Source organism: Kutzneria kofuensis (assembly GCF_014203355.1).
GTDB classification, from domain to species: Bacteria; Actinomycetota; Actinomycetes; order Mycobacteriales; family Pseudonocardiaceae; genus Kutzneria; species Kutzneria kofuensis.
The window spans coordinates 5,940,536-5,959,964 of the sequence record NZ_JACHIR010000001.1 but is presented as its reverse complement, the minus strand read 5'-3'; the positions used below and the strand labels follow the sequence as shown (position 1 = coordinate 5,959,964).

Sequence of the window (19,429 nt, the reverse complement as noted above, 5' to 3'; positions counted from 1 at the left end):
CCGCTGGACGGCCGCGACCCGGGCGGCGCACACTGCCGCCACATGAACCACAAGACCATGATCCGGATCTCCAAGCGCCTGTCGCGACATCTCAGACACGCGCCCGCGGAGATCGGCATCCGACTTTCCCCGGACGGCTGGACCGACGTCGACGCCCTGATCGCCGCTCTCGGCATCACCCGCGAGCAGCTCGACCACGTCGTCGCCACCAACGACAAGCGCCGCTTCGCCTTCGACGAGACCGGCACCCGGATCCGCGCCAGCCAGGGCCACACCGTGCCGGTCGAGCTCGACCTGCCCGTCGCGACCCCGCCGGACACGCTCTACCACGGCACCGTCGCCAAGTTCCTCGACGCCATCATGGCCGAGGGGCTGCGGCCGATGAGCCGGCACGACGTGCACCTGTCACCCGATGTCCCCACGGCGGTCAGGGTCGGTTCGCGGCGTGGCAAGCCCGTCGTGCTCGCGGTCGACGCCGGCCGCATGCACGCCGACGGGCACGTGTTCCGGTTGAGCGCCAACGGAGTCTGGCTCACCGGACACGTACCCGCCGGGTATCTCAGGTCGACATGAACCAGGCGACCGCGCCGCCGGCGGCCAGCAGGGCGAGCACGCCCAGCACCGCCGCGGCGATCTTGGCCGTCTTCCACATCGTGTAGACGCCGCCGATCAGGAAGCCGGCCAGCGCCAGCAGCCCGACGGCGATCAGCTCGTGCTGCGACATCACAGCACCCCCTTCGTGGACGGCACGCCCGACACCCGCGGGTCAGGCTCGGTGGCCGCGCGCAGCGCGCGGGCGATGGCCTTGTACTCCGCCTCGGTGATGTGGTGCGGATCCCGGCCGTGGATCACCCGGACGTGCAGCGCGAGCTGGGCGTGGAAGGCCAGCGACTCGAACACGTGCCGGTTCAGCACCGTCGCGTAGTTGTTGCCGACGGTGAAGGACTCCATCGACTCCGGCTCGCCCACGTGCACGCAGTACGGCCGGCCGCTCGCGTCGACGGCCGCGTGCGCCAGCGCCTCGTCCATCGGGATCCAGCAGTCGCCGAACCGGCGGATGCCGGCCTTGTCACCCAGCGCCTCGCGGATGGCCTGGCCCAGCACGATCGCCACGTCCTCGACGGTGTGGTGGGCGTCGATGTGCACGTCGCCGGTCGCCCGAACCACCAGGTCGAAGCTGCCGTGCACGCCGAACGCGGTCAGCATGTGGTCGTAGAACGGCACGCCGGTGTCGATCTCCACCTTGCCCGTGCCGTCGAGGTCGATCTCGACCAGCACGGAGGATTCCTTGGTGGCGCGCTCGACGCGCCCGATCCGGGTCACCTTGTGATCTCCTTGCTGGCCGCCAGGAACGCGTCGTTCTCGTCGGGCGTCCCGATGCTGACCCTGAGGTGGTTGGCGATGCCGACGTCCCTGATCAGCACGCCGCGGTCCAAATAGGACTGCCAGGCGGCCTTGGCGTCGTCGAACCGTCCGAACAGGACGAAGTTGGCGTCGCTGGGCACGACCTGGAATCCCATGCCGGCCAACGAGTCCACCACGCGGTGGCGTTCGGCGACGAGCTTGGCCACCGACTCCAGCGTCTGCTTTCCGTGCCGCAGCGCGGCCAGCGCCGCGGCCTGGGTCAGCGCCGACAGGTGGTAGGGCAGCCGCACCAGCTGCAGCGCGTCCACCAGCGCGGGCGCGGCGGCCAGGTAGCCGAGGCGGCCGCCGGCGAACGCGAACGCCTTGCTCATGGTGCGGGTGACCACCAGCTTCTCGGCGAACTCCTCGAGCAGGCCCAGCGTGCTCGCGTGCTCGTTGAACTCCGCGTACGCCTCGTCGATGACGACGACACCCGGCGTCACCGCGATCAGCTCGCGCAGCTGGTCCAGCGGGATCGCCTGGCCGGTCGGGTTGTTCGGGCTGGTGATGAACACCAGGTCCGGCGCCTTCTCGACGATGATCCGCGCCGCTTCCCCGGTGTCCAGGGAGAAGTCGGGGCGACGCGGCGTGGGCACCCAGTCCGTGCGGGTGCCGGCGGCGATGATCGGGTGCATCGAGTAGGACGGCTCGAAGCCCAGCGCGCTGCGGCCCGGGCCGCCGAACGCCTGCAGCAGCTGCTGGAGGATCTCGTTGGAGCCGTTGGCCGCCCAGACGTTGGCCACCGTCACCGGCACGCCCGTGGACGAGGCCAGGTAGGCGGCGAGCTCGGTGCGCAACGCGATCGCGTCGCGGTCCGGGTAGCGGTGCAGCGTCGCCGCCACCTCCGCCGCCGCGGCGGCGACGTCCGCGACCAACTCCGGCGGCGGCGGGTACGGGTTCTCGTTGGTGTTCAGGCGAATCGGCACGTCCAGCTGCGGCGCCCCGTAGGGCGTGCGGCCGCGCAGGTCCTCGCGCAGCGGCAGGTCGGCGAGCTGGACACGCGCGCCAATGGGTGAGGTCATTCAGGCGTCCTTGAAACGTGCGGTGACGGCTTGGCCGTGAGCGGGCAGGTCCTCGGCGTTGGCCAGCGCGACCACCTTGTCGGCGACGTCGCGCAACGCGTCCTCGCTGTAGTCGATGACGTGGATGCCACGCAGGAAGGTCTGCACGGACAGGCCCGAGGAATGGCGGGCGCAGCCGGCGGTGGGCAGCACGTGGTTGGAGCCGGCGCAGTAGTCGCCGAGCGAGACCGGCGCGTAGGCGCCGACGAAAACCGCGCCCGCGTTGGTGACCCGGGCCGCCACCGCGCGGGCGTCGGCCGTCTGGATCTCCAGGTGCTCGGCCGCGTAGGTGTTGACGACCTTCAGCCCGTCGTCCACATCGGACACAAGAATGCACCCGGACTGCCTGCCCGCCAACGCCTCCGCCACCCGGGCGCTGTGCTTGGTCGCGCCCACCCGCCGGTGCAGCTCGGCGTCGACCGCGTCGGCCAGCCGCTCCGAGTCGGTGACCAGGACGCTGGCCGCCAGCGTGTCGTGCTCGGCCTGGCTGATCAGGTCGGCCGCCACGTGCGCCGGGTCCGCCGTGTCGTCGGCCAGGATCGCGATCTCCGTCGGGCCGGCCTCCGAGTCGATGCCCACCAGGCCCCGGAGCAGCCGCTTGGCCGCGGTCATGTAGATGTTGCCGGGGCCGGTGATCATGTCCACCGCCGCCAGCTCCACGCCGTCGGTGTCCACGCCCCCGTACGTGAGCAGCGCGATCGCCTGCGCGCCGCCGACCGCCCACACCTCTTCGACGTCCAGCAGCGCGCACGCCGCCAGGATCGTCGGGTGCGGCAGGCCGCCGTGCTCGGCCTGCGGCGGCGAGCACACCACCAGCGAGCCCACGCCCGCCGTCTGTGCGGGCACCACGTTCATCACCACGGTCGACGGGTACACCGCCAGGCCGCCCGGCGCGTACAGGCCGACCCGGCCCACCGGCACCCAGCGCTCGGTGACCGTGCCGCCCGGGACCACCTCGGTGGTCTTGTCCGTGCGCCGCTGGTCGGCGTGCACCTTCCGGGCACGGGCGATCGACTCGTCGAGGGCCTCTCTGACCTTCGGGTCCAGGTCCTTCAGTGCCTGTGTGATCCGCTCGGCCGGGACCCGGATCGACGCCGGCTTGATCCGGTCGAAGCGCTCCGCGAACTCCAGCACCGCCGGCACGCCCCGGTCGCGCACCGCCTCCACCATCGGCCGCACCTGATGGAGCACCACATCCACGTCGACCTCGGCGCGCGGCAGGGTGGCGCGCAGCTGAGCCGGGGACGGGACGTGACCACGCAGGTCGGTGCGGTTGAGCATGGCCTCAGGGTACCGAGCCCGTTGTCAAGCCGGTCGGCAAGGCTGTGGACAACTCGGGGGTTGTCCACAGCCGGCCCCGCCGAGGTCGATGCGGGCCGGTTGGCGACACCCGAAGCCTTCAGCCTTCCGGGGTCGCCGGCGAGTGGGAGGGGTGGGCGGGCGGGGCACAAAAGCACGCACACTACATCGCCCTTCCCACCCGAGTTCGCAATTCTGCTATCGGACAGCGGCGTGTGTGTTCTCCGGCCCCAATCCTTTCGTCCGGCCGCGGCGGCGCGTATTCGCAACACGGCTCACTCTGGGAATTGTCGGCCGCGGAGACAACCACCGATTTCCTAACGAACGGTCCAGGTCTCCATGTTCCACCAAGGGCCCCAGGTCAGGGGGCCGTGCACGGAAGGCTCGGTGATCGGAACGGAACCGGACCAGTTGTCGTGGATGGCGTAGGTGTGGGTGACGAAGGCGAGGGTCACCAGGCTGGGGTCGCCGATGTACGCACGCTGGGCGGAGCGGAAGGCGGTGGCACGGGCGGCGGGGTCGGTGGCCTTGTGGGCGGCGTCGAGGGCGGTGTCGACGCCGGGGTTGGTGTAGCCGGTGGTGTTGGCGGAGCCGCCGGTGCGAAGGACGGAACGGATGGCCAGGCCGGGGTCGAAGGGGTTGCCGCCGGAGACGATCTGGACGGCGTCGGGGCCGGCGTCCTGAGTGGCGGTGACGTCGAAGCCGACGGCCCGCAGCTGCTTGGCAAACGCTTGCGCGATGGCGCGGCGTTCGAGGTCCCCGGCGGGGTAGCCCACGGTGAAGGCGGCGCGGACACCATCCTTGGAGCGGATGCCGTCGGTGCCGGCGAGCCAGCCGGCCTGGTCGAGGATGCGGCCCGCGGCGGAGCGGTCGAAACGGTAGGTGGCCTGCGGATCGACGAACTCGGGCAGGGAATCGGGCATGGGGGTGTAGGCGGGAGTCCCCTTGCCGCCGAGGGCGGTGCCGATGAGGTCCTTGCGGTCGACGGCGAAGTTCAGCGCCAGCCGGACGGACCGGTCGGCGGTGACGGGATTCGACGACGGCAGCGTCACGGCCCGGTAGTCGGCGGTGTCCTCGGTGATCACCTTGACGCCGTCGAACTTGGCCACGGCGACGGCCTCGTCCGGCGGCACCTCGATGCCGTCGAAGTCGCCGTTGCGCATCCGCTCGATCCGCTTGGCGTCGTCGGATACGAAGGCGACGGTCACCTTCACGACCTTCGGCGGCACGCCGTAGTAGTACTTGTTCAACCCCAGCACCAACTGCTTGCCCTTGTCCCATGTGGTCACGGCGTAAGCGCCGGTGCCGGGCGGCTGGGGGTCGGCCGGCGTCGCGGTGTGCGGGACGATGCCCAGCACCAGCCGGGTCGGGAAGGACGGGAACGGGAACGCCAGGTCGAACCGGACGGTCAGCTCGTCCACGGCCGTGACGCCGGTGAGCATGTCGAAGTCGGGCCGCAGCGGCGACTTCACGGCGGGATTCAGCACGGCGTTGTACTCGGTGACGACGTCGGCGGCGGTGAGCAGGCTGCCGTCGGAGAACCGCACCTTCTGGTGCAGCTTCACGGTCCACGACCTGCCGTCGGCCGACGGCTGCGGCAACTCGGTGGCCAGCACGGGCCGCAGGGTGCGGTCGGCGGTGTAACCGACGAGCCCGTCGTACATCCGCGAGCCGCCCTGCGGCGCGAATCCCTGAACGGGGTTCAAGGTGCTGGGTTCGGCGGAGTCGGCCAGGGTCATGGTCGTGTTGTCGTCGACGGTGCCGCCCGGTCGGCTCGGCGCCGGCTCGCCTGTGCACGCCGCCACGACCACGGCGGCGGTGAGCAGGGAGACGGGAAGCAGGAGTCGACGCACGCCCTGACAGTATCTTTGCCGCGCGGTCCGCGCGGGGCCAGCCCCGGACGACTTGGCTGGCCCGGTCGCGAACCTCACATGTCCAGCCCCAGGTCCAACGCCGGGGACGAGTGCGTGAGCCCGCCGACGGAGAGGTAGTCGACGCCGGTCTCGGCGTAGGCGCGGGCCACGTCCAGGGTCAGGCCGCCGGAGGCCTCCAGCAGGGTGCCGGTGCCGGCGGCCTTGGTGCGCCGGAAGGCCTCGGCGCACTCCGCGGGGGTGAAGTTGTCGAGCAGCACGAGCTCGGCGTCGGCGGCGAGGGCCTCATCCAGCTGGGCGAGGGTGTCGACCTCGACCTCGCACGTCAACGTGGGCGCGTAGGCGCGGGCGGCTTCCAACGCCGCCGTGACGGAGCCGGCGGCCCGCACGTGGTTGTCCTTGATCAGGATGGCGTCGCCGAGCCCGAGCCGGTGGTTGACGCCGCCGCCGCAGCGCACGGCGTACTTCTCCAGCAGCCGCAGGCCGGGCAGCGTCTTGCGGGAATCCCTGACCGCACAACCGGTTCCGGCGATGACCTCGACCCACGCGGCGGTCGCGGTGGCGATGCCGGAGAGGTGGCACAGGAGGTTCAACGCGGTGCGCTCGGCGGTGACCAGGCCACGGACCGGCCCCCGCACGACCAGCGCGGGCTCGCCGGCGGCCAGCCGCGAGCCGTCCTCCACCTTGGACACGACCTCGTAGTCGGTGACCTCGTCCAGCACGGCCAACGCGGCGGGCACGCCGGCGATCACGCCGGCCTTGCGCGGCGTGAAGCTGCCGACGGCGATGGCATCGGCCGGCACGGTCGCGGCGGTGGTGACGTCCGGGCCGTAACGGAGGTCCTCGGCCAGGGCGGTCTTGATGACCCGCCGCAGGTCCTCGGTGTCGATGGTCATGCCACACCTCCGAGCACTGGCCGGTCGAACAGGAACGGCCGCCCGGCCGCGTCCAGCCGAACCGGGATGGACCGCTGCCACGAACCGTCGTTGCGGTTCGGGTAGTCGGTGCGGACGTGGCAGCCACGCGATTCGGTGCGCTCGGCGGCCACGGTGAGCAGGATCTCCGCCGCCATGGTCAGGGCGGCGTCCTCGACCGACTCGCGCGTCCGGAGTGGACGCACGACGGTCGACTTCTCCAGCACGGCGGCGGCAGCGGCCAGGCCCTCGACGTTGCGGCCGATCGCCGCGTGCCGGGACATGGTGCGCTGCAGGACATCCCGCTCCGTCACGGCGGCAGCCAGCGGACCGAGCAGCTCCGCCTTGCGCGGGTCACCGAGCAGACCGGCGGCCCGGTCGGCGGCGACGGCACGCGCGGCGCGCGAACCGACGACCAAGCCCTCCAGCAAGCTGTTGGAGGCCAACCGGTTCGCGCCGTGCAGACCGGACCGGGCCACCTCGCCGGCGGCGTAGAGGCCGGTCACGGCCGTCCGGCCGTCGACGGTCGCGACGACGCCGCCGCACGAGAAATGTGCCGCCGGGGCAACGGGAATCGGGTCCACCGACGGGTCGACGCCGACCGCCGCGCACGCGGAGAACACGGTCGGGAACCGCTTGCGGAACGCCGCCCCGTCCAGGTGCGTGGCGTCGAGGAAGACGTGGTCGGTGCCGGTCTCGTTCATCCGACGGGTGATCGCCGCCGACACGACGTCACGAGGAGCCAGGTCCGCCAGCGGATGCACGCCGACCATCACGCGGGAACCGTTGGCGTCGACCAGAACCGCGCCCTCGCCGCGAACCGCCTCCGTCACCAGCGGGCAGCGCCCGCGGGCACCGGAACCGGTGTACAGCACGGTCGGGTGGAACTGCACGAACTCCAGGTCCGCCACGACCGCGCCGGCCCGCAGCGCCAGCGCGATGCCGTCGGCGGTGGCGACCTCGGGGTTCGAGGTCGCCTGGTACATCTGGCCGACGCCACCGGTCGCCAGCAACACCGCCGGCGCGCGCAGCACTCCCGGCACGCCATCCCCGTCCAGCACGAGCAATCCGGCCACCGCACCGGACGGCGTCCGCAGCGCCTCCACCGCGACGTGGTTGTCCAGCATGGCAATCCGGCCGTCACGGGTCTGCGCCAGCAGCGCGCGCTCGACCTCGGCACCGGTCGCGTCGCCGCCGGCGTGCACCACGCGGAACGCCGTGTGGCCGCCTTCCCGGGTACGCGCCAGCTTGCCGTCCTCGCCCCGGTCGAACACCGCGCCCCACTGCCGCAGGCGGGTCACCGCGGCCGGGCCGCCGCTGACGATCGCCTCCACCGCGGCCACATCACACAATCCAGCGCCGGCGGTCAGGGTGTCGGCGACGTGCCGGTCGACGGTGTCGCCCTCCTCGTGTTCGCCGGGCAGCACCACGGCCACGCCGCCCTGCGCCCAGCGGGTGTTCCCGTCTCCCAGCGCCGCCTTGGTGACGACCAGAACCCGCAGGCCCAGGGCCTGCGCGTCGAGGGCGGCGGTCAGGCCCGCCACGCCGGTGCCGACGACGACCAGGTCGGCGGCGGCCTCCCAGCGGGCCCTCATTCGGCACCGCCGGGCTGCCCGATCTCGATCATCCGCTGCACCGCGCCCCGGGCCCGGGCCGCCGTGTCGGCGTCGACGAAGACCTCGTCGGCCTCGTCCCGCAGGCAGCGCAGCAGCGCCGCGGGCGTGATCATCTTCATGTACCGGCAGGACGCGCGGTCGTTGACGGCCTGGAAGTCGATCTCCGGCGCGGCCTTGCGCAGCTGGTGCAGCATGCCGACCTCGGTGGCCACCAGCACGCTGCGGGCCTTGGTGTCGCGAGCGGCGGTCAGCATGTCGCCGGTGGAGAGGATCTTGACCTTCTCCGCGGCCACCGCGCCCTCGCCGGCCAGGTACAGCGCCGAGGTGGCGCAGCCGCACTCCGGGTGGATGAACAGGTCCGCGTCCGGGTTCGCGGCGGCCCGGTCGGCCAGCTCGGGACCGTTGATGCCGGCGTGCACGTGGCACTCGCCGGCCCACACGTGCACGTTGTCCCGGCCGGTCACCCGGCGCACGTGGGCGCCGAGGAACTGGTCCGGGCAGAACAGCACCTCGCGGTCGGCCGGGATGGAGGCGACCACGTCCACCGCGTTCGAGGACGTGCAGCAGATGTCGGTCTCCGCCTTGACCTCGGCGGTCGTGTTCACGTACGAGACGACCACGGCCCCCGGGTGCTCGGCCTTCCACTCACGCAGCTGCGCGCCGGTGATGGAGTCGGCCAGCGAGCAGCCGGCGCGGGCGTCCGGGATGAGCACGCGCTTGTCCGGGCTGAGGATCTTCGCCGTCTCGGCCATGAAGTGCACGCCGCAGAACACGATGGTCGACGCGCTGCTGCTGGCCGCGATGCGGGACAGCGCGAGCGAGTCGCCGGTGTGGTCGGCGATGTCCTGGATCTCGGGCAGCTGGTAGTTGTGCGCGAGCAGGACGGCGTCGTGCTCGTCGACCAGCCGTCGGACCTCGTCCCGCCAGGCGGCGTCCGGCTGCACACCGGTCCAGCCGTCCTCGGTCCGCTCCAACTGTGCGGTAGCGGCCATCGGTGTCCTCCTCTGTTGCGGGTCCCCCAGTTTTCGCCTTAGAATCGAAAACGTGCCAGATCCTATCAGCCAACCGGGGTTAACAGGCAATGAAGTCTTGGCAGCAGTGCTCCAGGTGAGGCGGGAATCACTTCAGGTGCTGCTCTGGCAGCGCGCTCAGGAACCGCACGCCCGCCGCTGGTCACTGCCCGGTGGGCGGCTCCGCGACGACGAGGACGTGGAGGCCTCGATCCGCCGGCAGCTCGCGGAGAAGGTGGACGTCAGGAAGCTGGCACATGTCGAGCAGCTGGCCGTGTTCAGTGCCCCGGACCGGGTGCCGGGCGGGCGGATCGTCGCCAGCGCCTTCCTCGGGCTCATCCCCTGCGACGTCGACCCCGAGGTGCCCGAGGACACCGCCTGGTATCCCGTGGACAACCTGCCCGACACCGCGTTCGACCACGAGGCGATCGTGCGGCGGGCCCAGGGCCGGCTGCGGGCCAAGCTCTCATACACCAATCTCGGCTTCGCGCTGGCGCCGCCGGAGTTCACCATCTCGGCGCTGCGCGGGCTGTACTCGGCGGCGCTGGGCTACCGGGTCGCGGCGACCAACCTGCAGCGGGTGCTGTCCCGGCGCGGACTTCTCGAGCCGACCGGTCACACCTCGCCGCCGGGACCGTCCGGGGGCCGCCCAGCTGCGCTGTTCCGGTTCACCGGGCACGGCATGCTCGTGACCGATCCGTTCGCCGTGCTCCGACCACCCAGCAAGGGATCCGGGGTCGACGTACGGTAGAGCCGTGGCCGAGACGCTCCCCATCTTCCCGCTGGGCACGGTGCTGTTGCCCGGGGCGTCGTTGCCGTTGCACATCTTCGAGCCGCGCTACCGGCAGCTCACCATCGACCTCGTGACGGGCGCGGTGACCGGGCGCAGCTTCGGCGTGGTCGCGATCAGACAGGGCTGGTTCACCGACGTGGACGAGCTTTCCCAGCTGCACGAGGTCGGCTGTTCGGCGACGCTGCGGCAGGTCAACCGGCTGCCCGACGGCCGGTTCGACATCGTCACCCGGGGCGAGCGCCGGTTTCGCCTGCTGGACCTGGACTCCGGCAGCGCCCCGTACCTGCTGGGCAGCGTGGAATGGCTGCCCGACGCGGAAGTGGCCGGGGCGAGCGTCACGGCGGCGCCGCAACTGTCCGAGTCGGCGCGGGCCGCGCACCGGCGCTACTGCAACGCCGCCTGGCACCGTGAGGACTGGTCGGAGCCGGAGATCGGCGCCGACACGGGGACGCTGGCGCACCTGCTGGCGGCCGACTGCCTGCTGACCATCGAGGACCGCCAGGGACTGCTGGAGGAGCGCAACCCCTTGCGGCGCCTGCGAATGGTCCGCCGCGTGCTCAACCGGGAGACGGGCATCCTGCGCGAACTACGCGCCATCCCCGCCGCCCTGTCGGAGTTCAGCGTCCGCCCCAGCACGAACTGACCCGACGTTCGGAACGGACCATTCCTAAACTCCGAGTTTAGGAATGGTCCGTTCCGAACGACGAAGGGTTGACAAACTAGCCGAGGCGGCGGCCCAGGTCGTCCATGCCGTTCCAGGCCGTCAGGGTCCCGTATGCCAGCGCGGTGGCCAGCGGCTGGGCGAGAACGACCCAGGTGGACTCCAGAACCGGCGCCTGGTCGAACACGGCGCGGTTCGCGGGCGTGCCGGTCAGCGCGTAGTGGCTGCCGGCCCAGGAGACGCCGACCTTCATCGCCAGCCACGCGCCCAGCGCGGAGCCCAGCACGGCGGCGATCATGATCACCGGGCCGCGGCGTTCCCGCAGCATCCACACGACGCCGCCGACCACGAGGCCCATGCCGAGGCCGATGAGCACGAACAGGATGAGGTCGTCGAACCGGTGGTAGCTCTCGTCCAGCAGCGGCAGCTGCTGGCCGTCCACCAGGATCACGCGCTGCGGCGGCGCCAGGATGGACCACAGCCAGCCGACCAGGAGCCCGGTCAGCGCCACCGTGGACAGCACGCTCACGGCCGGCAGCAGGTCCCGCTTGACCACCACCCGGGGGCGTCTGGCCTGCGGCAGCATCGCCATGATCTCCGCCACCGTTGGCGTCGGCGGCGTGATCCGCACCTCTGACGAGACAGGCTCCGGTTCCTTCTCGGTCACCGGCGGGATGCGCATCGGCTCGGCCCGCTCGCCCGCATGCTCCGACATTCGAGCGACCCTAGCCGACGCTCGGTGACGTCGACGTTCGCTCGCCGTGTCGGCTGCAATTCGCCACCCATCCGGCGGGTGTCACCTGGACGACCATGCGCCGCCCGCACTCGACGCAGAACCGCGGCGGGTCGATCGAGGCGAGCATGACGGCGCAGTGCGCGTGGTCGCCCTCGGCGGCGGCGGTGCCGCAGCGGGCGCAGAATTCGGCGTTCACGTCCACCCTCTACAGCGTCTGGTTCAACGCCTTGACCGGCATCTTCAGCTCGTCCAGCATCTCCAGGTCCTGGGCGGCCGGGCGGCCCAGGTTGGTCAGGTAGTTGCCGACGATGATGGCGTTGATGCCGCCGAGCATGCCCTGCTTGGTGCCCAGGTCGCCGAACGTGAGCTCGCGGCCGCCGGAGAAGCGCAGCAGCGGCCGGGGCATGGCCAGCCGGAACGCGGCGACCGTGCGCAGCGCGTCACGGCCCTCGACGACCTCGTACTGCTCGTACGGGGTGCCCGGCTGCGGGATGAGGAAGTTCATCGTGCACTCGTCCGGGCCGAGCTCGGCCAGCTGGGCGGCGAACTCGGCGCGCTGCTCGACCGTCTCGCCCATGCCGATGATGCCGCCGCAGCAGACCTCCATGCCGGCCTCGCGGACCATGCGCAGGGTCTCCCAGCGCTCCTCCCACGTGTGCGTGGTGACCACGTTCGGGAAGTGCGAGCGGGCGGTCTCCAGGTTGTGGTTGTAGCGGTGCACGCCCATCGCCACCAGCTCGTCCACCTGCTCCTGCGTGAGCATGCCGAGCGAGCAGGCGATCTGGATGTCGTTGCCGTCCTCGCGGATGGCCTTGATGCCCTCACGGACCTGGGACAGCAGCCGGGCGTCCGGACCGCGGACGGCGGCGACGATGCAGAACTCGGTGGCGCCGGTGGCCCGGGTCTCCCGGGCCGACCGCACCAGGCCGGGGATGTCCAGCCAGGCCGAGCGCACCGGCGACGGGAAGCGTCCGGACTGGGAGCAGAAGTGGCAGTCCTCGGGGCAGCCGCCGGTCTTCAGGCTGACGATGCCCTCGACCTCGACCTCCGGCCCGCACCAGCGCATCCGCACCTCGTGGGCCAACTGCAGGAGCTCCGCCAGCCGGTCGTCGCCGAGCTTGAGCACCTGGAGCAGCTGCTCCTGCGACAGCCCTTCGCCCCGTTCGAGCACCTGCTCACGGGCGACGGCGATGATGTCGGTGTCCACGCTGGCGGTCACAGGCAGCTCTCCTGTCTCGGGGCGACGTCCGGGTGCAGTCTGCCGCACGTGACCTCGTCGAACGGTGTTACGAGACTCACGCCGTGAACTGCTCGGCGAACACGTCCGGGTCGAACGTGCCGCCGAGCCACGGTGACATGGCGGCCCGGGCGACCTCAAGAAAGTCTGAGGGGTCCAACAGACCTGCGCCCTCCGGCAGCGCGCCGAGCAGCGGACCACCGGCCGCCTCGGGTAGGTCGACCAGGTTGCAGCGGGAGGCCAGGTCCGGCTCGGCCGGCCAGCTGCCGATCACCACCCCCGCGCACTCGATTCCCCGCTTGAGCAGCACCTCGGCGGTCAGCGCGGTGTGGTTGAGCGTGCCCAGGCCGGCCTCGGCGACGATCAGCACGAGGGCGTTGAGCGCCCAGGCCACGTCGGCCAGCGTCGCGCCCTCGTCGTCGAAGCGGACGAGCAGGCCGCCCGCGCCCTCGACCAGCACCAGGTCGTGCTCGGCGGCCAGCTCGGCGACGGCCGAGGCGATCTCCCCGGGGTGCACCTGCGGCATGCCGGCGCGGGCCGCGGCGGTGTCCGGGGCCAGCGGCTCGGGGTAGCGGCGCAGCTCCCTCGTGGTGATCTTGCCCGCGAACCTCGCGACCTCGTCCAGGTCACCCGGCTCCTGCGGGCCGACGCCCGTCTGCGCGGGCTTGACCACGGCGACCCGCTGGCCGCTGTCCACCGCGAGGGCCGCGCAGGCCGCGGTGACCATGGTCTTGCCGACACCGGTGCCGGTGCCGGTGATCACGAGGATGTTCACGACCCATCAGATTAGTGGTTGGGCTCGTGGCGAGCTCAGCCGACCATCGCCGCCGCAACGATGGCGTTGCAGACTTGAGACAGGTCCTCGTCCCCGATCACGTACGGCGGCATGGTGTAGATCAGGTCGTTGAACGGGCGCAGCCACACGCCGTGGTCGACGGCAGCCTTCTGGGCGGCAGCCATGTCCACCGGATGGTCGAGCTGCACGGCCCCGATCGCGCCGAGCACCCGCACGTCGGCCACTCCGGGGACGGACCGGGCCCGCTCCAGGGCGCGCAGGCCGGTCTCGATGCGCTTGATCTCGGCCCGCCAGTCCTGGCGAAGCAGCAGGTCGATGGAGGCGTTGGCGACCGCGGACGACAGCGGGTTGCCCATGTAGGTGGGCCCGTGGGCGAGCACCGGGAGCTCGCCGCGGGAGATGCCGTCGGCGACCTGGGACGTGCACAGCGCGGCGGACATGGTCATGTAGCCGCCGGTCATGGCCTTGCCGACGCACATGACGTCCGGGCTGATGCCGGCATGGTCGGCGGCGAACAGCTCGCCGGTGCGGCCGAAGCCGGTGGCGATCTCGTCGAAGACCAGCAGCACGTCGTTGGCGAGGCTGACTTCGCGCAGCACGTGCAGGTAGCGGGGGTCGTGGAAGCGCATGCCGCCGGCGTTCTGCACGACCGGTTCGACGACGATCGCCGCCAGCTCGTCGGCGTGTTCTTCGACGAGGTCCACGAGATGCCGCACGTAGTCGTGCTCGAAGGCGGCCGGCGGCGGATCGGCGAAGACCTGCTGCGGCAGGACGCCGGTCCACAGCGAGTGCATGCCGCCGTCGGGGTCGCAGACGCTCATCGGGTGGAACGTGTCGCCGTGGTAGCCGCGCCGCCACGTCAGCAGCCGGCGCTTGCCGGGCCGCCCCAGCGACCGCCAGTACTGCAGGCACATCTTGATCGCGACCTCGACCGACACCGACCCGGAGTCGGCCAGGAACACGTGCCGCAGCGGCTCCGGCGTGATCTCCACGAGGGTGGTGGCCAGGCGCACGGCCGGCTCGTGGGTCAGGCCGCCGAACATGACGTGGCTCATCCGGCCCAGCTGGTCGCGCACGGCCTCGTCCAGCACCGGGTGCCGGTAGCCGTGGATGGCCGACCACCACGAGGCCATCCCGTCGACCAGTTCCCGCCCGTCGGCCAGCCGCAGCCGCACGCCCTCGGCGTCGGTCACGACCAGCGGGTCGATCCGGCCGGGCATGGGCGCGTAGGGGTGCCAGACGTGGGCGCGGTCGAGGGCGATGAGCTCGTCGGGTCTCACGAGCCAGGACCCTAACCCGGGCGGACCAGTCCGGTCTCGTACGCGAACACCACTGCCTGCGCGCGGTCGCGTAACCCCAGTTTCGGCAGGATCCGGCTGACGTGCGTCTTGACGGTGGAGTGGGCGAGGTGCAGCCGGCCGGCGATCTCCGCGTTGGACCGGCCGGCGGCCAGCTCCACCAGAACCTCGCGTTCACGAGCGGTGAGCAGGCCCAGCCGCTCGGGTTCCCGGACGATGCTGGTCCGTTCCCGGGCGGCGGCGACGGCCCGTTCCCGGTCGAGCACCACCTGCGCCCGGCGCAGCCGCATCACCACGCCCAGCACCGCCGCGACGACGCCGGCCACGGTCAGGAAGGTGGCGGAGACGAGGAATCCTCCCCAGCCGATGGCGTACATGACGATGCCGGCTTCGAGCACCGCCCAGGCGGCGACCAGCCAGCGCAGGGTCATGTGCGCGCCGACGGTGTAGACCGCCACCAGCAGCGCAATGTCCGCCGGCAGCCGAAGATCCAGCAGCCACTGGACGAACGCGGCGGCAGCGATCAGGCCGAACACCAGCGCCGGCGCCTGCCGACGCCATGCCAGCGCCGCGACCAACGCGATCTGGAGCGGCACCGCGTCGTGCGCCAGGGCGAAGGTGGCCACGAAGATCGCGGCGGCGAGCAACGCGTCGGCCGCCACAGCACGTTTCACGCGGCGAAATCTATCTCCGGGCAGCTGAGAAGTCCCTGAGCTATATCTCGGGATGTACCCCAACTGACATCTCTGGACGGACGCGTCGCCCCAGGCCGGCGACCTAGCGTCGGGCTCGTGATGAATCTCCTGACCGCGGCGGCGATGGTCGCCGCGACCGTGACGGGCATCCACCTGCCCGCGCCGACCGGGCCGTATCCGGTCGGCAGCAGCACAGTGCACCTCGTCGACCACAGCCGCCGAGACCTGTGGGTGCCGGCGAATCCCCGCGAGCTGATGGTCAGCCTCCACTACCCGGCGGTCCCCGGTGGGCAACCCGTCCCCTACGCGACGGCGGCCGAGACGAAGCTTTTGCTGCAGGCACAGGGATTGCCGACCGACGCCGCCCAGGACGTCGCCGACGCCAGGACGAACAGCCGTGCGCAGGCGCCATTACCCGGCCGGCATCCGCTGGTGCTGCTGTCCCCGGGTCTCGGCGCGCCGCGGTACACCATGACCACGCTGGCCGAGGACCTGGCCAGTCACGGCTACGTCGTCGCGTCCATCGACCACGCCTACGAATCCGCCGGCACGCTGTTCCCCGGCAACCGCATGCTGACCTGCATCGCCTGCCAGGCAACGGATCTGCGGCCGTTGACCCTCAACCGCGCCGAGGACGCCTCGTTCGTGATCGACCAGCTGACCGCGCGATTCCCCGGCCTGATCGACGGCAACCGGATCGGCATGGCCGGGCACTCCATCGGCGGCGCGAGCGCGCTGGCCGCGATGGAGGCGGATCCGCGGGTCAAGGCCGGCGTCAACCTCGACGGCGCGTTCCATGTGGACGCCCCAACCGGCATCGGCGGCCGGCCGTTCCTCATGCTCGGCACCGACATGCACGGGCCCGGCAGCTCCGACCAGACGTGGGACCAGGTCTGGTCGGAGCTCGACGGCTGGAAACGCTGGCTCACCGTCAACGGCTCCACGCACCTGTCTTTCACCGACGCGCCAACGCTGTTGGCGCAGATCGGCTTGCCGATGTCGGGATTACCGGCGGATCGAGCCATCGCCATCACCAGGACCTACGTCACGGCGTTCTTCGACCAGACGCTGGAGTGCCAGCGGGAGCCGATCCTGGACGGCCCCACTCCGGAGAATCCGGAGGTGAGGTTCAACTAGGAAGGCGCTGCCGCAGAACCGCCAGCAGGGCGTTCCCGTCGGGCGAACCGAGGCCGGTGCACGGATCCCAGCCCGGCGACGCGGGGTAACCCTGGTTGTCCCCGGCGGTCACGTCCCGGAAGCCGGCGGCGAGCACGCCCGGCTTGGCGTCGCGGTACAGCAACGGCTGCAGCAACCCGAGCGGCCGCCCCAGCTGTTGCACGAGCCGTGCGACGAGCGCCGCCCAGAGCGGGGCGACGGCGCTGGTGCCACCGGCGGGACTGCTCTTGCCGTGCACCAGCACCAAATACCCGGTGTTGGGATCGGCGACGCCGGCGACGTCGGGCACGCCGCGCCCGGATTCCGGTACGCCGCAAGCGGATTGGTAGTCGGGGCGCGGGAAGAAGACGCTGACCCCGCCGCCGGTGGCGTGGTCGCCGGCGCCGTTGTTCCACACCGTCTCGCTGCTGATCACGCCGCTCACAGGATCGGCGTGAAGGGAGGTTCCGCCGCAGGACAACACATGCGGGCTCGACGCCGGGAAGTCGACGTGCTGCTTGCCGTCGGTCTGCTCGTCGCTGGCGCCCCAGTCCCCGCTCGACGCGACGACGGTGACGCCGAGGGCGGCGGCGTCGGCGAAGGCGTCGTCCAGGGCGATCCGGGTCTGCTCGGTCCACAGGTCCTCGGCCGCGCCCCAGCTGATGCTCAGGGCGGCCGGTGTCGGCGAGGCGTGCACGGCCGTGCTGACGGCGTCGACAAAGCCCTGGTCGGTGTTGGGCGCGAAGTAGACGAGCTGCTGCACCTCGGGCACGAGGCCGCCGATGACCTCGATGTCCAGCAACACCTCGTCGTCGGCGGGGGTGTTCGGTGCGTTGGCGCCACCGTCCACACTGACCGCTTGCACGTGGACCGAACCGACGCCGAGGTTCTGGAAGTACGCAACCAGCTCGGCGTCCGTGTAGCCGCCGCCAAGTTCGATCACGGCGATGGTCGGCGCGACGCCGTCGACTGCCGGCGGAAAGGCGTAGATCTTGCCCAGACCGGGCGGCGTGTAGCTCAGCTTCGCCTCGGCGGAGTCGGCGGCGGGACGCCGGGCCTGCGGGCGGTCGTCCAGGCCCAGCACGGCCTGCACGATGCCGGCCAGCTCGGCCGGCACCTCCAGCGCCCCGACCCGGTGCCGATGCTGCTTGTCCCCGAGGCACACCGCTTCCAGCGACACGCCGAACGCCCGGTGCATCGCCGCCAGGTCGCCCCGCACGGTCAGCCGCCGCGACGCGGGATCCGCGGCGACCACCTCGACGCCGAGTCCACCGAGGACGGTGCGAACCCGTTGCACGTCGGCAGGATCGGCCCCGTACCGGTCGGAGAGCTCCTGCCGGCCGATCACGGCGGGCCCGGACACGAGGCCGGGCGGCAGCTCGGCCCGCCGCCGCAGCACCACCGTAGCGGTGATCACGGTCGCGGGATCGAGCGTGCCGGCCGGGGAGACGCCCTGGGCCGCCGGTCGAGTGCTTCCTGCTAGGACAACCCGTTCTGGCATGCCCCGATGGTCACAGACCCCACCTCGCTGGCGCTCGGCGGGTCTGCGCCCCAGGTCCCTGTGTTCAATGGCGCCCTCGCAAGCTCGGTCACAGGACCACCGGCAGCTCCTCAAGCCCGTGCATCAGCATGCTGAACCGCCACTGCAGCTCGCTCGCGGGCACGGCGAGCTTCATGTCCGGGAACGCGGTGAGCAGGCCGCGGAAGGCGATTTCGCCCTCCAGTCGGGCCAGGGGCGCGCCGAGGCAGTAGTGGATGCCGTGGCCGAAGGCCAGGTGGCCGCCCACCGGACGGGTGATGTCCAGCTGGTCCGCGTTCTCGAAGTGGTTCTCGTCCCGGTTGGCCGAGCCGAGGCCGACCAGCACGAGCTGCTCGGCCGGGATGGTCACGTCGCCCAGCACGACCGGCTCGGTGGTGAACCGGAACGTCGACATGTTGACCGGGCTGCGGTAGCGCAGGAACTCGTCGACCGCGGTGGCCAGCAGCGACGGATCGGCCTTGAGCCGCTCCAGCTGGTCGGGGTTGGTCAGCAGGGCCAGCACGCCGTTGCCGATCAGGTTGACGGTGGTCTCGTGCCCGGCGATCAGCAGCAGGAAGGCCATGGAGACCAGTTCCTGCTCACTGAACCGGTCGTCGTCCTCGCTGGTCTCGATCAGCGCGGACAGCAGGTCGTCGCCGAGGTTGGCCCGCTTGTCGGCGATCAGCTTCATGAAGTACGCGACCATCCACTGGCCGGCCGCCCCGACCTCCTCGGCGCCGCCGCTGGAGATGAGGATGTTGGAGTTGACGCGGAACGTGTCGCGGTCCTCGTCGTCGACACCGAGCAGCTCGCTGATCACGGTGATCGGCAGCGGGAACGCGAACACGTCGAGCAGGTCGACGCGGTCGCCGGCGGTCAGCTTGCCCAGCAGCTCGGCGGTGATCTCCTCGATCCGCGGCCGCATCTGCTCGATGCGCCGCGCGGTGAACGCCTTGGTGACCAGCCGGCGCAGCCGGGTGTGGTCCGGCGGGTCCATCGCCAGCATGTGCTGGTTCAGCTCGTCGGCGAACGGGCGGCCCTCGCTGTCGTCGACCTTGTTCTTGGCCGAGATCTCGCCCATCCGGGCGCCGCTCTTCTGCACGGTCGGGTCGGCCAGCACCGCCTTGGCCTCCTCGTACCGGCTGACCACCCACACCTTGAAGCCGTTGGGCGTGATCACCTGCCGGGCCGGCGCGTCGGCCCGCAGCTCGGCCTGGTAGCGCTGCGGATCCTGGAAGAACTCCGGCGTGAAAAAGGTCGCGGGCGCCGTCTCGGTGCCTGTCATGGGCCTTCCCCCTCCATGCCACGTAATAGGTGTTAACCAACGATAGGTTAACCCCGTTTACACCAGTGTGCCCACGCGG

General features: G+C 71.3%; 20 protein-coding genes. 4 read left to right on the top strand and 16 right to left on the bottom strand.

Annotation, left to right across the window (positions count from 1 at the left end; all coding sequences use genetic code 11):
* Nucleotides 1-42 precede the first annotated feature (42 nt).
* Nucleotides 43-573 (top strand): RNA 2'-phosphotransferase, encoded by a 531-nt coding sequence (locus BJ998_RS27595; RefSeq protein WP_184866249.1) that lies wholly within the window; start codon nucleotides 43-45, stop codon nucleotides 571-573.
* On the opposite strand, the gene BJ998_RS27590 is transcribed toward BJ998_RS27595, so the two are convergent.
* The 8 genes from BJ998_RS27590 to nadA all read right to left on the bottom strand — a co-directional run bounded on the left by BJ998_RS27590 (nucleotide 560) and on the right by nadA (nucleotide 9,157).
* The gene (locus tag BJ998_RS27590) at nucleotides 560-724 is read right to left on the bottom strand and encodes a CG2302 family histidine operon protein (RefSeq protein ID WP_184866248.1); all 165 of its coding nucleotides are present in this window, start codon (nucleotides 722-724) and stop codon (nucleotides 560-562) included. The genes BJ998_RS27595 and BJ998_RS27590 overlap by 14 nt on opposite strands.
* Nucleotides 724-1,323, bottom strand: coding sequence for an imidazoleglycerol-phosphate dehydratase HisB (gene hisB, locus BJ998_RS27585; RefSeq protein ID WP_184866247.1), 600 nt, complete (start codon nucleotides 1,321-1,323; stop codon nucleotides 724-726). Before hisB ends, BJ998_RS27590 begins: the two co-directional genes overlap by 1 nt.
* Complete coding sequence (locus BJ998_RS27580) at nucleotides 1,320-2,426, bottom strand: histidinol-phosphate transaminase (protein WP_184866246.1); 1,107 nt, start codon at nucleotides 2,424-2,426, stop codon at nucleotides 1,320-1,322. Before BJ998_RS27580 ends, hisB begins: the two co-directional genes overlap by 4 nt.
* On the bottom strand, nucleotides 2,427-3,746 hold the full coding sequence (hisD, locus tag BJ998_RS27575) for a histidinol dehydrogenase (protein WP_184866245.1): 1,320 nt from the start codon (nucleotides 3,744-3,746) through the stop codon (nucleotides 2,427-2,429). It abuts the gene before it with no gap.
* Between the two features lie 335 nt (nucleotides 3,747-4,081).
* Complete coding sequence (locus BJ998_RS27570) at nucleotides 4,082-5,617, bottom strand: ABC transporter substrate-binding protein (RefSeq protein WP_184866244.1); 1,536 nt, start codon at nucleotides 5,615-5,617, stop codon at nucleotides 4,082-4,084.
* Nucleotides 5,618-5,691: 74 nt separating this feature from the next.
* Nucleotides 5,692-6,531, bottom strand: a complete 840-nt coding sequence (gene nadC / locus BJ998_RS27565) for a carboxylating nicotinate-nucleotide diphosphorylase (protein ID WP_184866243.1) — start codon at nucleotides 6,529-6,531, stop codon at nucleotides 5,692-5,694.
* Nucleotides 6,528-8,144, bottom strand: a complete 1,617-nt coding sequence (locus BJ998_RS27560; protein WP_184866242.1) for an L-aspartate oxidase — start codon at nucleotides 8,142-8,144, stop codon at nucleotides 6,528-6,530. Before BJ998_RS27560 ends, nadC begins: the two co-directional genes overlap by 4 nt.
* Nucleotides 8,141-9,157, bottom strand: a complete 1,017-nt coding sequence (gene nadA / locus BJ998_RS27555) for a quinolinate synthase NadA (RefSeq protein WP_184866241.1) — start codon at nucleotides 9,155-9,157, stop codon at nucleotides 8,141-8,143. Before nadA ends, BJ998_RS27560 begins: the two co-directional genes overlap by 4 nt.
* A 106-nt stretch (nucleotides 9,158-9,263) precedes the next feature.
* On the opposite strand from nadA, the gene BJ998_RS27550 reads away from it, so the two are divergent.
* Both BJ998_RS27550 and BJ998_RS27545 read left to right on the top strand, forming a co-directional pair.
* Nucleotides 9,264-9,926, top strand: a complete 663-nt coding sequence (locus BJ998_RS27550) for an NUDIX hydrolase (protein WP_312890573.1) — start codon at nucleotides 9,264-9,266, stop codon at nucleotides 9,924-9,926.
* A gap of 4 nt (nucleotides 9,927-9,930) precedes the next feature.
* Nucleotides 9,931-10,611, top strand: coding sequence for an LON peptidase substrate-binding domain-containing protein (locus BJ998_RS27545; protein ID WP_184866239.1), 681 nt, complete (start codon nucleotides 9,931-9,933; stop codon nucleotides 10,609-10,611).
* Between the two features lie 76 nt (nucleotides 10,612-10,687).
* On the opposite strand, the gene BJ998_RS27540 is transcribed toward BJ998_RS27545, so the two are convergent.
* The 6 genes from BJ998_RS27540 to BJ998_RS27515 all read right to left on the bottom strand — a co-directional run bounded on the left by BJ998_RS27540 (nucleotide 10,688) and on the right by BJ998_RS27515 (nucleotide 15,370).
* Nucleotides 10,688-11,344: a DUF2567 domain-containing protein gene (locus BJ998_RS27540; protein ID WP_312890358.1), complete on the bottom strand. Its 657-nt coding sequence runs from the start codon at nucleotides 11,342-11,344 to the stop codon at nucleotides 10,688-10,690.
* 10 nt (nucleotides 11,345-11,354) lie between these two features.
* Complete coding sequence (bsaP, locus tag BJ998_RS27535; RefSeq protein WP_221339536.1) at nucleotides 11,355-11,567, bottom strand: biotin synthase auxiliary protein BsaP; 213 nt, start codon at nucleotides 11,565-11,567, stop codon at nucleotides 11,355-11,357.
* A gap of 3 nt (nucleotides 11,568-11,570) precedes the next feature.
* The gene (gene bioB, locus BJ998_RS27530) at nucleotides 11,571-12,584 is read right to left on the bottom strand and encodes a biotin synthase BioB (RefSeq protein WP_184866237.1); all 1,014 of its coding nucleotides are present in this window, start codon (nucleotides 12,582-12,584) and stop codon (nucleotides 11,571-11,573) included.
* 76 nt (nucleotides 12,585-12,660) lie between these two features.
* Nucleotides 12,661-13,377: a dethiobiotin synthase gene (gene bioD / locus BJ998_RS27525; RefSeq protein ID WP_184866235.1), complete on the bottom strand. Its 717-nt coding sequence runs from the start codon at nucleotides 13,375-13,377 to the stop codon at nucleotides 12,661-12,663.
* Between the two features lie 35 nt (nucleotides 13,378-13,412).
* Nucleotides 13,413-14,678, bottom strand: coding sequence for an adenosylmethionine--8-amino-7-oxononanoate transaminase (locus BJ998_RS27520; protein ID WP_184866233.1), 1,266 nt, complete (start codon nucleotides 14,676-14,678; stop codon nucleotides 13,413-13,415).
* Nucleotides 14,679-14,689: 11 nt separating this feature from the next.
* Nucleotides 14,690-15,370 (bottom strand): helix-turn-helix transcriptional regulator, encoded by a 681-nt coding sequence (locus BJ998_RS27515; protein WP_312890357.1) that lies wholly within the window; start codon nucleotides 15,368-15,370, stop codon nucleotides 14,690-14,692.
* A gap of 120 nt (nucleotides 15,371-15,490) precedes the next feature.
* Between BJ998_RS27515 and BJ998_RS27510 the strand changes: the two genes are divergently transcribed.
* Nucleotides 15,491-16,528: an alpha/beta hydrolase family protein gene (locus tag BJ998_RS27510; RefSeq protein WP_184868974.1), complete on the top strand. Its 1,038-nt coding sequence runs from the start codon at nucleotides 15,491-15,493 to the stop codon at nucleotides 16,526-16,528.
* Here BJ998_RS27510 and BJ998_RS27505 read toward each other — a convergent pair.
* Nucleotides 16,521-18,047, bottom strand: coding sequence for a S53 family peptidase (locus tag BJ998_RS27505; RefSeq protein WP_246488664.1), 1,527 nt, complete (start codon nucleotides 18,045-18,047; stop codon nucleotides 16,521-16,523). The genes BJ998_RS27510 and BJ998_RS27505 overlap by 8 nt on opposite strands.
* Nucleotides 18,048-18,135: 88 nt before the next feature.
* Nucleotides 18,136-19,350: a cytochrome P450 family protein gene (locus tag BJ998_RS27500; RefSeq protein ID WP_184866231.1), complete on the bottom strand. Its 1,215-nt coding sequence runs from the start codon at nucleotides 19,348-19,350 to the stop codon at nucleotides 18,136-18,138.
* Nucleotides 19,351-19,429: the final 79 nt, after the last annotated feature.